Raw genomic sequence first — 13,004 nt, 5'->3', positions numbered from 1 at the left:
CCTCAGTGTCCGGTCTTCGGGGTGTAGGTCGCCGACTTCACCGGCATCTCGACCTCGACCGGGCCGGAGTGGGCGAAGTGCAGCTCGACGGAGACCGTCTGACCTTCCTTCGGCTTGCGCTTGAGCTGCTCGAACATCAGGTGGTTGCCGCCGCTCTTCAGCACGAGTTCGCCGTGGGCGGGGACCTTCAGGCTCTTGACCTCCTGCATGGCCGAGCCGACGGTCTCGTGCACGGTGACCTGCCCGGCGACGTCGCTGGTGACCGAGGTCAGTTCGTCGGCGGCACCGCCCTTGTTGGTGACGGTGAGGAAGCCGGCCGCCATCTCGTCGGAGACGGGCTGCGGCATGTACGCGGAACCCACGGAGAGTTCCGCCTTGCCGCTCCCGGAACCGGAGTCCCCCGAGTCCGAGCCGCCGCAGCCCGCCAGGGCCAGTGCCCCGGCTATGACGAGGGCCGCCGGGCCGAGTCGCCGCGTCACGGGTTCTCCCCCTTGGCGAGCTTGGGGAGGTCCTTGGTGTAGTCGTCGACGGTGGCGTCCTCGCCGTAGAGCACGTAGCCGCCGTCGGTCTTCGGCGAGAAGGCGATGACCTGGGTGCCGTGCTCGGAGATGACCTTGCCGTTCTTGTCCTTGCGCGGCGCGTCGATGGAGATGCCGAGAGTGCGGGCGCCGGCCTGGATGGTCGGGAAGTCGCCGGTGAGGCCGATGAACTGCGGGTCGATGCCCTTGAGCCACTTGCCGAGCTCCGCGGGCTTGTCGCGGTCCGGGTCGGTGGTGACGAACACGACGCGCAGCTCGTCCTGCTCGGCCTTGGGCAGCTGCTTCTTGGCCACGGCGATGTTGCTCATCGTCGACGGGCACACGTCGGGGCAGTGGGTGTAGCCGAAGTAGATGAGCGTGGGCTTGCCCTCGGTCTCCTTGCGGAGGTCGTACTTCTTGCCCTGCGTGTCGGTAAGGATCAGGTCCGGCTTCTCGAACGGCTTGTCGAGGACGGTGGCGGCCTTCTCGGTACCGGCCTGCTCCGATACGACGGCGACGGGCTTGTCGCTGTCGTTGCCGCTGCCGCAGGCGGTGAGGGTCAGGGAGGCCGCGGCGAGCAGAGCGGCCGCGGCGAAGGTCTTGGTGCGCATAGGAAAATGTCCCAGATGTCGGTGATTCGGCGCGTGCCGGGGCCCCGCCCGAGGGTGGGAGTCCGGCGCGCGCCGTGCAACGGAAGGGGCCTCAGGCGTTGGTGCGCCGACGCCCGGCCAGCACGCCGTAGGCGACGCCCGCCGCGCCGACCACGATGCCGACGACGCCCAGGACGCGGGCGGTGGTGTCGGTGCTGCCGGAGGAGGCGGTGTCGGCGGCGGTTTCGGCGGAGGCCTTCTCGGCCGACTCGGTGTCGGAGGCGGTGTCGCCCGAGGAGGCGTGGTGCCCGTCCTCGGCGGCGGACAGCTCCAGCACGGGGGCCGGGTTGTCGGGCTCTTCCTGGCCCTTCTGAGGCACCTCGATCCAGCGGACGACCTCCTTGTTGGAGTACGTCTGGAGGGCCTTGAAGACCAGCTGATCGGCGTCCTCGGGCAGTTGACCGATCGAGAGCGGGAACTTCTCGAAGTAGCCGGGCTCGATGCCCTTGCCGTCGGCGGTCCAGGTGACCTTGGTGACGGCCTCGGAGATCTTCTCGCCGTGCATCTCCAGCGGCTTGTCCAGCTTGGACTTGGTGACGTCGATCTTCCAGCCGGGCATCGGTTCCGGCATCACCGAGGCCAGCGGGTGGTCGGTGGGGAAGTTGATCTCGAGCTTGGTGGTGGAGGCGTCGTCCCGCTCGTTGGGGACCTTGAAGTCGACGACCGCGTAACCGCCCTTGGCGGCGGCGCCCTCGGGCTGCACGCTGACGTGCGCGAAGGCGGGGGCGGACAGGGCGAGAACGGTGACACCGGCGGCGGCACCGGCCGCGGCGATACGGGAAGCCTTCATGGAAGCAGAACTCCGCTGTGAGTCGGGTCGTGGAAGAGGGATACGCGCACGCGCGCGTGCCGCACGACGGCGGCCCTCCTCCAAGTCGTTCGAATCATCCGAATCGTTCGGTTCGTACGAAAAGGCGGAGTGGTGGTCGCGTCGCGTCAGGCGGCGAGGGCGAGTGCGGATGCGCGAGCCGTGGCGGCCGGCGGGCCGCGCCGGATCACCGTGTGCTGAAGTGCGGTCGTGCGCGGCGTGGCAGGCGCCGGCCGCACGGCGCGCACCGGGTGCGGACGTGCCTCCGGTGCTCCCGGCAGCCCGGCGCGCAGGGCGCGAACCAGCGCGAGCGCGGCCCGCAGGGAACGCACGAGCGCCCCTTCCGTGACACCCTGCGCCGACAGTTCGGTGAGCCGCAGCAGTGCCAGGTCGCCGTGGCGCAGCAGCCAGCCGGCGGCGATCGCCGCGAGGACGTGACCGAGCAGCATCGGCAGGGACGGCCACAGCGAGTCCGACGCCCCGGCGTCCCCCGGGAGATGCGTGTGCGCCCCCGTGGGGGGCTGGATCCGGGCGTCGGTGAGGATCTTGTGGGCCTGCGCCGGGCTGATCGCCGCCGCCGTCGTACCGCACACGAGCCGTGCGGCCTGCTGGACCAGCGCGGCGTCGCTCCCGCCCGCCGGCACCGACGACGTGGCGGCGGCCGTACCGTGCTGACCGAGTCCGAACAGCGTGTGCAACACCGTCTGACCGGCCGCGAGCAGTGCCGTGATCCCCGGCAGCGAGCGCACCCGCCCGGCCAGAGGTGCCGCCACCGCGGCCACCCCGAGGAACCCGGCGCCCAGCGTCCACAGCGGAATGCCGTCACAGGAGGCGAGCGCGTGACCTGCCCCGGCCAGCACGACACAGACCGCGGCGAACACCGCGGCCCGCAGGATCCGGAGCGTGAGTCCGGAGCGCGTCGCGCACGCGTGGGGGGCAGTCATGGCGGGGTCATCATCGCACTGGCCACCCAGGCCTCGTGCGGCAGGTCCGCAAGATGCCGTACGACCGGAACGTCACTCTCTGGCCCCGCCTGCCCCCCCACATACACCGATCAGGGCTAGGGCGCATCCGCCGTATGGGCGGCATCACGTCAACTTCACGCTTACATGCGGAGACACAGGGCAATACGTAACGGTATGTCGAGCCGCAGCCAGGAGGCTGGAGCATGAGCATCTGGTGGTCACTCCATCTGCGGCGCGAAGCTGCGAGCGTGCCGCTCGCCAGGCGCCTTCTGATCGGCACGATGGAGACCGCGGGCGTCGATCCCGATATCTCCTACGACCTTTCCGTCGCCCTCAGTGAGGCCTGCGCGAACGCCGTGGAGCACGGCGGGGACACCGCGTGCGGCGGCCCCGGTTCTGAGGCGTACCGGGTCACGGCGTACCTCGACGGCGAGAAGTGCCGGATCGAGGTCGCCGACGCGGGCCCGGGGTTCCCCGCGGCGTCCGCCGGCCGATCCCGCCCGCCGATCAGGACCGCACACTCCGACGCGGAGAACGGCAGAGGGCTGTGCCTCATCGAGCAGCTCGCCGACCATGTCCACATCGGCAACAAGCCGGGCCGGGGCGGGGCAGTGGTGAGCTTCGACAAGGTCCTCAAGTGGCGCAAGGACGCAGCGCCGCTGATGGCGGTCTGACCTCTGCCGACGCCCGGTCGGCTCGGGGGTGGTGGTTCACGTGAAACATCCGCCCCCTGCACGTCCGTCCCTGAACGTCCGTCCTTTCGGTGTCCGCCCCTACAGCGCGCCCCAGTCCAGCGTCGTACGCGCCAACCCCGCCACCTGACTGAGCAGCGCCAGCCGGGCCGCACGGACCGCCGGGTCGGGGTCCATCACCAGCACCTCGTCGAAGAAGGTGCTGATCGCCTCGACCAGCGGGGCGGAGACCTCGATCAGAGCACCGAGGTCGTCCTCGCGACCGTGCAGGGCCTGGCGTACGGCGTCGGCGCTCTCGGCGAGACGCAGCTCGGCGGGCGCCGTCAGCAGGGACGGATCCGCCGCCTCCACGCCGCCCTCGGGAAGGATGCGCGTCACCCGCTGGAACGCGGCAGCGAGCTCCTCGAACGCCTCCGTGCCGATGTGCCGCTCCAGCGTGGCCAGGGTGCGGTCGCCGTGGGAGGGCCGGTCGGCCCACACCAGGACGGCCTGGACGAGCCGATGCTCGTGCCCGGCGTCGGTGAGCTGCTGCTCGTAGCGCCGGGTGATCAGCTCGGCGGCCTCGGCGACCCGCTCGGCGGGCACCTCGACACCCTGGGCGGCGTACCGCACGGCAGCCGCGCGCAACCCTTCGCTCACCCGCACCCCGGCCACGGCGGGCAGGCTCCGCAGCACGTTGAGCAGCCCGATCGCGGCCCGGCGCACCCCGTACGGATCGGAACTCCCGGTGGGCGCGGCCCCGATCACGAACATGCCCGTCACCAGGTCGAACCGGTCGGCGAGCGACAGCACGGCACCCGCGTCCCCGGCCGGCAGGGCACCGCCGGCGGAGCGCGGCAGCTCCATCTCAGCCAGCGCCCGGGCGACCTCGGCGGACTCGCCGGCCCGGCGGGCGTACTCCTCGGCCATCACCCCGGCCAGTCCGGAGAACTCGATCACCATCTGCGACGCCAGGTCGAACTTCGCCAGCGCACCGGCGCGCCGGACGACGGTCACGGCCTCCTCGGGGAGCCCGGCGCGTCCGGCCAGGTCGAGGGCGAGGGAGGCGATGCGGTCGGCGCGGTCGGCGACCGTACCGAGCCGGTCCTCGAAGGTCAGCTTGTCCAGCCGGCGCCGGAACTCCGTCGGCGCCACCTTCAGATCCGCCCGCCAGAAGAACGCGGCGTCCTCGTAACGGGCCCGCAGCACGGCCTCGTTGCCCGCCCGCACCACGTCGTCGTCGCACAGGGCGTTGGCGAAGGTGACGAAGTGCGGCATCAGCCGCTCGCCGTCCAGCACCGGCAGATAGCGCTGGTGCTTGCGCATCACGGTGGTCAGGACACTCGCGGGCAGTTCCAGATAGCGCTCGTCGAACGACCCCCGCACGGCGTAAGGGAACTCCAGGATGTCGGTGATCTCGTCGACCAGATCGGCCTGGCCCGCCACGTCGATCCGGCCGCCCACCTCGGCCGCCGCCTCCAGGGCACCGCGGACCACCGCGCCGCGCCGGGCGTCCCGGTCGAGCAGGATGCCGTGCATGTGCAGGAAGTGCGGGTAGCCCTCGGCGGAGGTCACCCGGACCTCCGGATAAGGGGCTTGGCGCTGCACGCGCGTCGTGTCGCTCGCGGCGAGCGAGGAGACCACCACGGGCAGGGGAGTACGGCCCAGCAGCGCGAGCAGCCAGCGCACGGGCCGTGAGAACGACAGACCCGGGTCGCTCCACCGCATGTTGCGTCCGGCGCGCAGCCCCGACACGACCTCGGCCAGCAGATCGCTCAGCACCTCGACGGCCGGACGGCCCTCCTCGTGCCGGGTGACGGCCACGTACTCGACACCCTTGACGTTGACGATCCGCACATCGGTCGGCTCGGCCCCCTGACTGCGGGCGAACCCCAGCAGGGCAGGCGTCGGGGCGCCGTCCTTGAAGGCGGCGGCGACCTTGGGGCCACGCACGGTCCGCATGGTGTCCCGCTCGCGCGGCTGCACACCGTCGACCGTGATCACGATCCGGCGGGGCGTGGCCATCACGTTGATCGCGCCGTGCCCGAGCCGGGTCGCGGCCAGCTTGGCCGTGACCGACTCGCGCACCGCCTCGGTGGTGGCGGGGACGTCGGCGTACGGCAGTTCCTCCACGCCGATCTCGAACAGCAGCGTCTCGACGCCGGGCACCTTGGGCAGCGCGGCCCGCTGGGCCGGGGCCGGAGCGGCCGCCACCCCGAGCGGATGCTCCAGCGCCGCCCGCCGCCGCTCCCACAGCTTGGCCGACTCGTGCGTCAGGCCGCGCATCAGCGCGAACGCCTTGGCCCGCTCGGTGGTGCTGATCGCACCGCGCGCGTCGAGCACGTTGAAGGTGTGGCTGCACTTGAGCACGTACGTGTACGCCGGGACCGGCAGCTCCAGGTCGAGCAGGCGCCGGGCCTCGGCCGCGTACGCCTCGAAGAGCCTGTGGTTGGTGTCGAGGTCGGCGTCGTCGAGGTAGTAGCGGCTCATCTCGTACTCGTTCTGCCCGAACACCTCGCCGTACGTGATGCCCGGCGCGTAGACGATGTCCTTGAAGTGGTCCACGCCCTGGAGGTTCATCAGGATGCGTTCCAGGCCGTACGTGATCTCCACCGACACCGGGTCCAGGGCGACACCGCCGACCTGCTGGAAGTAGGTGAACTGGGTGATCTCCATGCCGTCCAGCCAGACCTCCCAGCCCAGCCCCCAAGCGCCGAGGGCGGGCGAGGCCCAGTTGTCCTCGACGAACCGCACGTCGTGCGCGCCCAGGTCGACACCGAGCGCCTTCAGGCTGCCCAGGTACAGCTCCTGCGGGTTGCCCGGGTCGGGCTTGAGGATGACCTGGAACTGGGTGTGGGTCTGGAGCCGGTTGGGGTTCTCGCCGTAGCGGGAGTCGTCCGGCCGCACGCTCGGCTCCACGTAGGCGACGCTCCACGGCTCGGGGCCGAGCACCCGCAGCGCCGTGGCCGGGTTGGCCGTGCCCGCTCCGACCTCGGTGTTCAACGGCTGCGTGATCATGCAGCCGTTGTCGCTCCAGTACTTCTGCAGGGTGAGGATGGCGTCCTGCATGGTCAGCGCCGTCTGGACGTTCTTCATGGTGATCGCGCCTGTTCCCCGAGTCGGACCGGCAAGGTCGGCCATGATCTCACACGCCAACTACCGTTGACCTGCGGTTTTTTCGCGCCCTACAGGGGTGCGGGGAGCTGCGCGACCAGCTCCCACGCACCCGCGCCCAATCTCAGCCCTTGACCGAGGCCATCCAGGCTTCGACCTCGTCCGCCCGACGAGGCAACGCCGCACTCAGATTCCTGTTGCCGTCCTCCGTCACGAGGATGTCGTCCTCGATCCGCACACCGATACCCCGGTACTCCTCCGGCACCGTCAGATCATCGGCCTGGAAGTACAGCCCCGGCTCGACGGTCAGGCACATGCCCGGCTCCAGCACACCGTCGACATACGTCTCGGTCCGCGCGGCAGCGCAGTCGTGCACGTCCATCCCGAGCATGTGCCCGGTCCCGTGCAACGTCCACCGCCGCTGAAGCCCCAGCTCCAGCACCCGCTCCACCGGCCCCTCGACCAGCCCCCACTCGACCAGCTTCTCGGCCAGCACCCGCTGCGCGGCGTCGTGGAAGTCCCGGTACTTCGCCCCGGGCTGCACCGCGGCGATCCCGGCCTCCTGGGCCTCGTACACGGCGTCGTAGATCTTCCGCTGGATCTCGCTGAACCGGCCGTTGATCGGCAGCGTCCGCGTGACGTCGGCGGTGTAGTACGTGTGCGTCTCCACACCCGCGTCGAGCAGCAGCAGGTCGCCCGACCGCACCGGCCCGTCGTTGCGCACCCAGTGCAGCGTGCAGGCGTGCGGCCCGGCCGCGGCGATCGTGCCGTAGCCGACGTCGTTGCCCTCCACCCGCGCGCGGAGGAAGAACGTGCCCTCGATGTACCGCTCGGAGGTCGCCTCGGCCTTGTCGAGGACCTTCACCACGTCCTCGAAGCCGCGCACGGTCGAGTCGACGGCCTTCTGGAGCTCGCCGATCTCGAACTCGTCCTTGACCAGCCGCGCCTCGGAGAGGAAGACCCGCAGCTCCTCGTCGCGCTCGGCGGTGACCTTGTCGGTCAGCGCGGCCTCGATGCCGGCGTCGTAGCCGCGCACCACCCGCACCGGGCCGGTGGCCTCACGCAGCGCCCCGGCCAGCTCGCGCACGTCGGAGGCGGGGATGCCGTACAGCTTCTCCGCCTCGGTGAGGGAGTGGCGGCGGCCGACCCACAGCTCGCCCTGGCCGTCCAGCCAGAACTCGCCGTTCTCCCGGTTCGAACGCGGCAGGAGGTAGATCGTCGCCTCGTGGCCCTCGCCCTTCGGCTCCAGGACCAGGACGCCGTCCTCGGTCTGGTTGCCGGTGAGGTAGGCGTACTCGACGGAAGCGCGGAAGGCGTACTCGGTGTCGTTCGAGCGGGTCTTCAGGTTGCCCGCGGGGATCACCAGCCGCTCGCCCGGGAAGCGCGCGGACAGCGCGGCCCGGCGGGCGGCGGTCTCGGCGGCCTGGGGGACGGGCCGGAGGTCACGCAGCTCGGTGTCCGCCCAGCCGCTCTTCATGTTCTCGGCAAGCTCGTCGGACACGCCCGGGTACAGTCCGTTCTTCCGCTGCTTGATCGGCTCTTCTTCGGCAGTCTCCGGGGTGTCCGAAGGCTCTTCTGCCACGGCGGTCATCCTCCTCGATACGGCGCTGGACCGCCCTCCACTGTACGGCGGCGCGGAAGCGGCCTCAGGGCGATGACGAGGAGCGTTACTCGAAGCGCGCCGCCAGCAGGACGACGTCCTCCGCACCGTCGGCCGCGTCCAGCCCGTCCGGCAGCAGGCTCCGCAGGACGTGGTCGGCGAGGGCGCCGGGGTCGCGCCGCAGTGCCCGGGGCGCTCCGGCCGCCGCCGCGTGCAGCCGGGCGAAGGCACGGTCGGTGGTCTCGCCGGTGCGGTGCAGCAGCCCGTCGGTGTACAGCAGGACCGTCTCTCCGGGCTCGGCGAGGATCTCCACGCTCGGCGCCTCCCAGCAGGCGAGCATGCCCAGCGGGGCGGAGACCGACGTCTCCACGAACTCGGTGCGGTGCTGTCCGATCAGCAGCGGCGGGCTGTGCCCGGCACCGGCCAGCGTGATCTTGCGGGCGGCCGGTTCGCAGTAGCCGAACAGGGCGGTGGCCGAGCGGGCCGGTTCGGTCAGCCGCAGCAGCAACTCCAGGTCGGACAGGACGGCGACCGGGTCCTCCCCCTCCATCACCGCGTACGCGCGCAGGGACGCCCGCAGCCGCCCCATCGCGGCGACCGCGCTGGGCCCCGCCCCGGTGACGGAGCCGACCGCGAGGCCGAGGGCGGCGTCGGGCAGCGGCAGCGCGTCGTACCAGTCTCCGCCGCCGCGCGGGCCGGTGCGGTGCCGGGCGGCGAGCTGGACACCGGCCACCCGCGGCAGCCGCGCGGGCAGCAGCTCGTCCGACATGGTCGCCATGGACGCGCGCGTGCGCTCCAGCTCGAGCAGCCGGGCGAGGTGTTCGGCGGCGTACCGGGCGTACAGGCCGACGAGGTGGCGCTGCCGCTCGTTCGGTTCGGCGGGTTCGTCGTAGAGCCAGACGACGGCCCCGAGGCGGCCGACGGACTCGGTGGTCAGGGGGAGGGCGTAGCTGGCGGCGTAGCCGAGGCGGGCCGCGACCTCGCGGTGGCGGGGGTCGAGCCCTTCCTCGGCGAACAGGTCGGGCTCGGCGATGCCGCTCTCGCCGCCGGGCGGTCCGTCGAGGAACCGTCCGTAGGACAGGGCGCTGCGGGGCACGGTCTCGATGTGGCCGAGGTCGGCGCGGGCCAGGCCCAGGCCGACGGTGGTGTCCGGGCCCAGGCCGTCGCCGGGTTCCAGGACGACGAGTCCGCGGCGGGCGCCCACCAGGGCGGCGCCGGCCCGCAGCAGTTCCTGGAGCGCGTCGTCGAGCGCGGAGGTGCGGTTCAGGCGTTCGGTCAGCTCGTGGAGGGTGGTGAGGTCGGAGACCCAGCCGGCGAGACGGTCCTGGAGTACCGCGCCCGGTGGGGCCGGGGGGTTCGCCGGGGCGGACGAGGAGGTACCACTCGCCGCGGCGGGCGGGACAGTGTGTGCGGGCGCCGGAACCGTTGAATCGATTCCAGCCACTTTCGGAGGGTGCGGGGCGTTCATGGCGTCCGGCTTTCCGACCAGCGCGTACTGCTCAAAAGCATCGCAAACCCCCATGTCATTCTGCGCCGCTAGCAGTGTCTCCACATGTACACGCACTCGTAAGGAGATGTCCAGCATTGTCCTGCCGGGATTACTGGTGTCTGTGAGGTCTGAGGGAACAAGTCTCCTTCCTCTTGCGTAAATGCGAAGTTGGCTTAAAACTGCCGCAAGGGACGGCTTATTGCGGTCGACTGGGCTTGCTCGACGGAGCGTCACAACGGTCGCGATGGGTACGTACTCGGTGAAGGCCAGGGGTGGTTGCGAACTACCCGGAACCTGGTGACGGACCCGGGCGTCTTAGTCACCGACGACCGTGCCCCATCCTCCCGTGGCGGAGGCGGAGAGAAATACGCGCGACGGCAAACGCCATACTTCGCCACCCCTACGCCACGCCCGTGCTTTTGATAGACGCAGTATGGGCGGGACGGCCGCGGAGGCAGTCAATGCTCGACCCATAGGGGTTCCCCTTGCGCACGGCAGGGGTGTGATGCGCCAACAGGTACGCACAGTGAAGTGATCGACACATGATGTGATGTGGACCACAGTGTTGCCGGCGTGCAACGGAAAGGAACGAGCGCTCATGCGCGAGATCCTCGGAAGGCGACGCAGGCTCCTGTCCAAGCGCAGCGACGGGAGGCCTGAGCTGATCGGCGCGGCCCTGACCTACGCGACGGAATGGCAGTGGCCCGTACTCCCGGGCGTGGCGGCGGACCCCGAGGGGCGGAACCGCTGCGGCTGCCCGGACCCCGAATGCACGGTTCCCGGCGCGCACCCCTTCGACCCCGGCCTGCTCGCGGCCACCACGGACGGGCGCATGGTGCGCTGGTGGTGGGGCAACCGGCCCACGGCGCCGATCGTCCTGGCCACCGGCGGCAAGGCGCCCTGCGCGGTCTCCCTGCCCGCCCTGCCGGCGGCCCGCGCCCTCGACGCGCTCGACAGCATGGGCATGCGGCTCGGCCCGGTCGTCGCGTCCCCCGCCCGCTGGGCGATCCTCGTGAAGCCGTACTCCATGGAGCAGCTCGGCGAGCTGCTCTACGCCAAGGACTTCGTGCCCGGCTCCCTCCGCTTTCACGGCGAGGGCGGCTACCTGGCGCTGCCGCCGTCCGAGACGGGCCAGGGCGAGATCCGCTGGGAGCGGGCGCCGCTGCCCGGCTCGGCGTCGCCGTGGGTGCCCGATGTGGAGGCCGTGGTGGACGCCGTGGTCGAGGCCCTCACTCGTACGGGTGTGAGCGCGCCCGAGTTGTAGGGCCGTAGGGCGCGCCGAGCCCGGGTTCCGCCCCGGCGCGTTATGTTCCGGGGCCATGCCACGTCATTCCCGGGGTCGCCCCCGGGACCCCCGAAAGGTCCGGCTGCTCGCCCTCGCGGGCGTCGTGGCGGCGTGCGCGGCCGCACTGCCGCTGGCGGTGCCGTCCGCGGGGTCCCCGGATGCGGGGGACACGACGCAGTCCGGGGGCTCGGCGGACCGTGCCGGCGTACGCGGCGGTTCCGTGTCCGGTTCCGGACAGGGCGGCGCACGTCCCTCCCGGCCGTCCGCGGACGGCAAGGCGCCTTCCGCCGCGGCCGGTCTCCCCGCGTTCGGCCCGGGCCTGTCGACCGCCGCGCGCTGCGGTCCCGAACTCTCCTCCCCCGACGGCATCGAGGCGCAGACCTGCGTCGTGACGCAGGCCGCGGACATCTGGGCGCGGACCTACTACCGGAATGCGACCGGCGAGGCACTGGACGCCGTACTGAGCCTGATGGGGCCCGGCGACCGGACCGTGCGCATCACCTGTGCGGTGGGGGCCGAGGACGAGCCGGGGACGTGTGAGACGCCCCGCGAACCCGCGCGCGGGGACCTGGCGGCGTACACGGCGGTCGCGGAGTTCGCCCGGCGGGCCGGCCAGGGGCCGCTGCTGCTGCGCTCGGGGAGCAACTCGCCCACGCACGCGGGCAGTTGACGAGTCGCTGCGCTCCGTGAACGGTCGCGCGCAGAGAAAGACCCGGTTGCTGGCGACGGGGGATGCACCAGCAACCGGGCTACAGGAACGGTAACAAGAGATCGGCGGTTCGCAAATTCGATCTCGCCCTTTCCGGTCACCGACTGGCTTGTCCCGGCAGGGAGTTGTGAAGGGATTGCACCTGTCCGGAGTGCGAGGGACCGACCAGCCGGTCGAGCGGCCCGCCGATCCATCTGACGATCCGTCAGCTGAGCGTGACCTGCCGGTTGGTGAGGCCGCCCCGCGCGCGGCGCTCGTCCGCCGTGAGCGGCGCTTCCGTGGTCAAGGCGGTGGCGAGGCGCTCGGCGAACTCCGCCGCAGGCTTCTCCACGTCCTCGGCCGTGACACCGCTCGGCAGGTCCCAGACCGGCACGGTGAGCCCGTGAGCGCGGAAGGAGCCCACCAGGCGGGTGCCCTCGCCCAGGCTCGACCGGCCCGCGGCGTGCAGCCGCGCGAGAGCGTCCAGAAGCTGCTCCTCGGGGTGGGGCATGACCCACCGCAAATGGTTCTTCTCGGGTGTCTCGCACCAGTAGGCGGCGTCCACGCCCTGGAGCTTGACGGTCGGGATGGCCGCGGCGTTGGCCCGCTCCAGGGAGGCGGTGACCTCCGGCGTGGCGTTCTCCGGGTCGGGCACCCAGAACTCGAAGCCGCTGTGCACCTCCGGCTCGAAGGCACCCTCCGGGTCCAGCAGATCCTGGAGCCGCGGACCGTCGGCCGGGGCGCGGCGGCCCTGTACCGGTGTGCCGGGCTCGGCTTCCAGGGCGCGCTGGAGGATGTCGGCGAGGTCGCGGCTGATGTCGCCCGACGAGGTGTCGTTCTGGAGGCCGAGCATGACCGAGCCGTCGTCGCGGCGCAGGGCGGGCCAGGCCATGGGCAGGACCGTGGCCAGCGTGACCGCCGGGACGCCTTCGGGGAGGCCGTCCTTGAGCTTCAGCCCGGCCGTGGCCGCCGGGACCAGCTCGCGCAGGGCCACCCAGTCGCACTCGCCGGGCAGGCCCTCGAAGGGGCGGTGCACCAGCTCGGTCGCGGCGTGGGCCGCGGCCCGGCCGTGACAGGCCTTGTAGCGCCGGCCGCTGCCGCAGGGGCAGGGCTCACGAGCGCCGACGACCGGGATCTCTCCGTCCGTGATCTGCGGGCGCTTGGCCTTCGTCTGGGGTCGCTTCTTGGCCATCGATGGGTCTCCCGGTTACGGCTC

The 13,004-nt window shown here is 71.7% G+C and carries 11 protein-coding genes; 3 read left to right on the top strand and 8 right to left on the bottom strand.

The annotated features are described in order from the left end of the window. Window positions 1-2 precede the first annotated feature (2 nt). From CP976_RS21630 to CP976_RS21615, 4 genes are all read right to left on the bottom strand, one after another. Window positions 3-479 (bottom strand): copper chaperone PCu(A)C, encoded by a 477-nt coding sequence (locus CP976_RS21630; RefSeq protein ID WP_150481862.1) that lies wholly within the window; start codon window positions 477-479, stop codon window positions 3-5. Beyond that, window positions 476-1,129 (bottom strand): SCO family protein, encoded by a 654-nt coding sequence (locus tag CP976_RS21625; RefSeq protein ID WP_150481860.1) that lies wholly within the window; start codon window positions 1,127-1,129, stop codon window positions 476-478. Before CP976_RS21625 ends, CP976_RS21630 begins: the two co-directional genes overlap by 4 nt. A gap of 91 nt (window positions 1,130-1,220) precedes the next feature. After that, a complete protein-coding gene (locus tag CP976_RS21620) occupies window positions 1,221-1,958 on the bottom strand; it encodes a YcnI family copper-binding membrane protein (RefSeq protein WP_150481859.1) in 738 nt (245 codons plus the stop codon). 146 nt (window positions 1,959-2,104) lie between these two features. After that, a complete protein-coding gene (locus CP976_RS21615; protein WP_150481858.1) occupies window positions 2,105-2,920 on the bottom strand; it encodes a hypothetical protein in 816 nt (271 codons plus the stop codon). A 224-nt stretch (window positions 2,921-3,144) separates the two neighbouring features. On the opposite strand from CP976_RS21615, the gene CP976_RS21610 reads away from it, so the two are divergent. Continuing rightward, window positions 3,145-3,615 (top strand): ATP-binding protein, encoded by a 471-nt coding sequence (locus tag CP976_RS21610; protein ID WP_150481857.1) that lies wholly within the window; start codon window positions 3,145-3,147, stop codon window positions 3,613-3,615. Window positions 3,616-3,714: 99 nt separating this feature from the next. Here CP976_RS21610 and CP976_RS21605 read toward each other — a convergent pair whose 3' ends face one another. The 3 genes from CP976_RS21605 to CP976_RS21595 all read right to left on the bottom strand — a co-directional run bounded on the left by CP976_RS21605 (window position 3,715) and on the right by CP976_RS21595 (window position 9,911). Further along, window positions 3,715-6,708: a glycine--tRNA ligase gene (locus CP976_RS21605; RefSeq protein ID WP_150481856.1), complete on the bottom strand. Its 2,994-nt coding sequence runs from the start codon at window positions 6,706-6,708 to the stop codon at window positions 3,715-3,717. A 142-nt stretch (window positions 6,709-6,850) separates the two neighbouring features. Beyond that, window positions 6,851-8,317 (bottom strand): aminopeptidase P family protein, encoded by a 1,467-nt coding sequence (locus CP976_RS21600; protein WP_150481855.1) that lies wholly within the window; start codon window positions 8,315-8,317, stop codon window positions 6,851-6,853. 76 nt (window positions 8,318-8,393) lie between these two features. Continuing rightward, complete coding sequence (locus CP976_RS21595) at window positions 8,394-9,911, bottom strand: PP2C family protein-serine/threonine phosphatase (RefSeq protein WP_150481854.1); 1,518 nt, start codon at window positions 9,909-9,911, stop codon at window positions 8,394-8,396. Window positions 9,912-10,413: 502 nt separating this feature from the next. Between CP976_RS21595 and CP976_RS21590 the strand changes: the two genes are divergently transcribed. Both CP976_RS21590 and CP976_RS21585 read left to right on the top strand, forming a co-directional pair. Continuing rightward, window positions 10,414-11,079 carry a bifunctional DNA primase/polymerase gene (locus CP976_RS21590; RefSeq protein WP_150481853.1) on the top strand — a complete coding sequence of 222 codons (666 nt, stop codon included), beginning with the start codon at window positions 10,414-10,416 and terminating at the stop codon, window positions 11,077-11,079. Window positions 11,080-11,134: 55 nt separating this feature from the next. Further along, the gene (locus tag CP976_RS21585; RefSeq protein WP_167537383.1) at window positions 11,135-11,770 is read left to right on the top strand and encodes a hypothetical protein; all 636 of its coding nucleotides are present in this window, start codon (window positions 11,135-11,137) and stop codon (window positions 11,768-11,770) included. A 244-nt stretch (window positions 11,771-12,014) separates the two neighbouring features. On the opposite strand, the gene CP976_RS21580 is transcribed toward CP976_RS21585, so the two are convergent. Beyond that, window positions 12,015-12,980, bottom strand: coding sequence for a DUF5926 family protein (locus tag CP976_RS21580; protein WP_150481852.1), 966 nt, complete (start codon window positions 12,978-12,980; stop codon window positions 12,015-12,017). Window positions 12,981-13,004: the final 24 nt, after the last annotated feature.

The sequence above is a fragment of the Streptomyces coeruleorubidus genome, assembly GCF_008705135.1.
GTDB lineage: Bacteria > Actinomycetota > Actinomycetes > Streptomycetales > Streptomycetaceae > Streptomyces > Streptomyces coeruleofuscus.
This window is presented reverse-complemented; position numbering and strand designations above follow the sequence as displayed.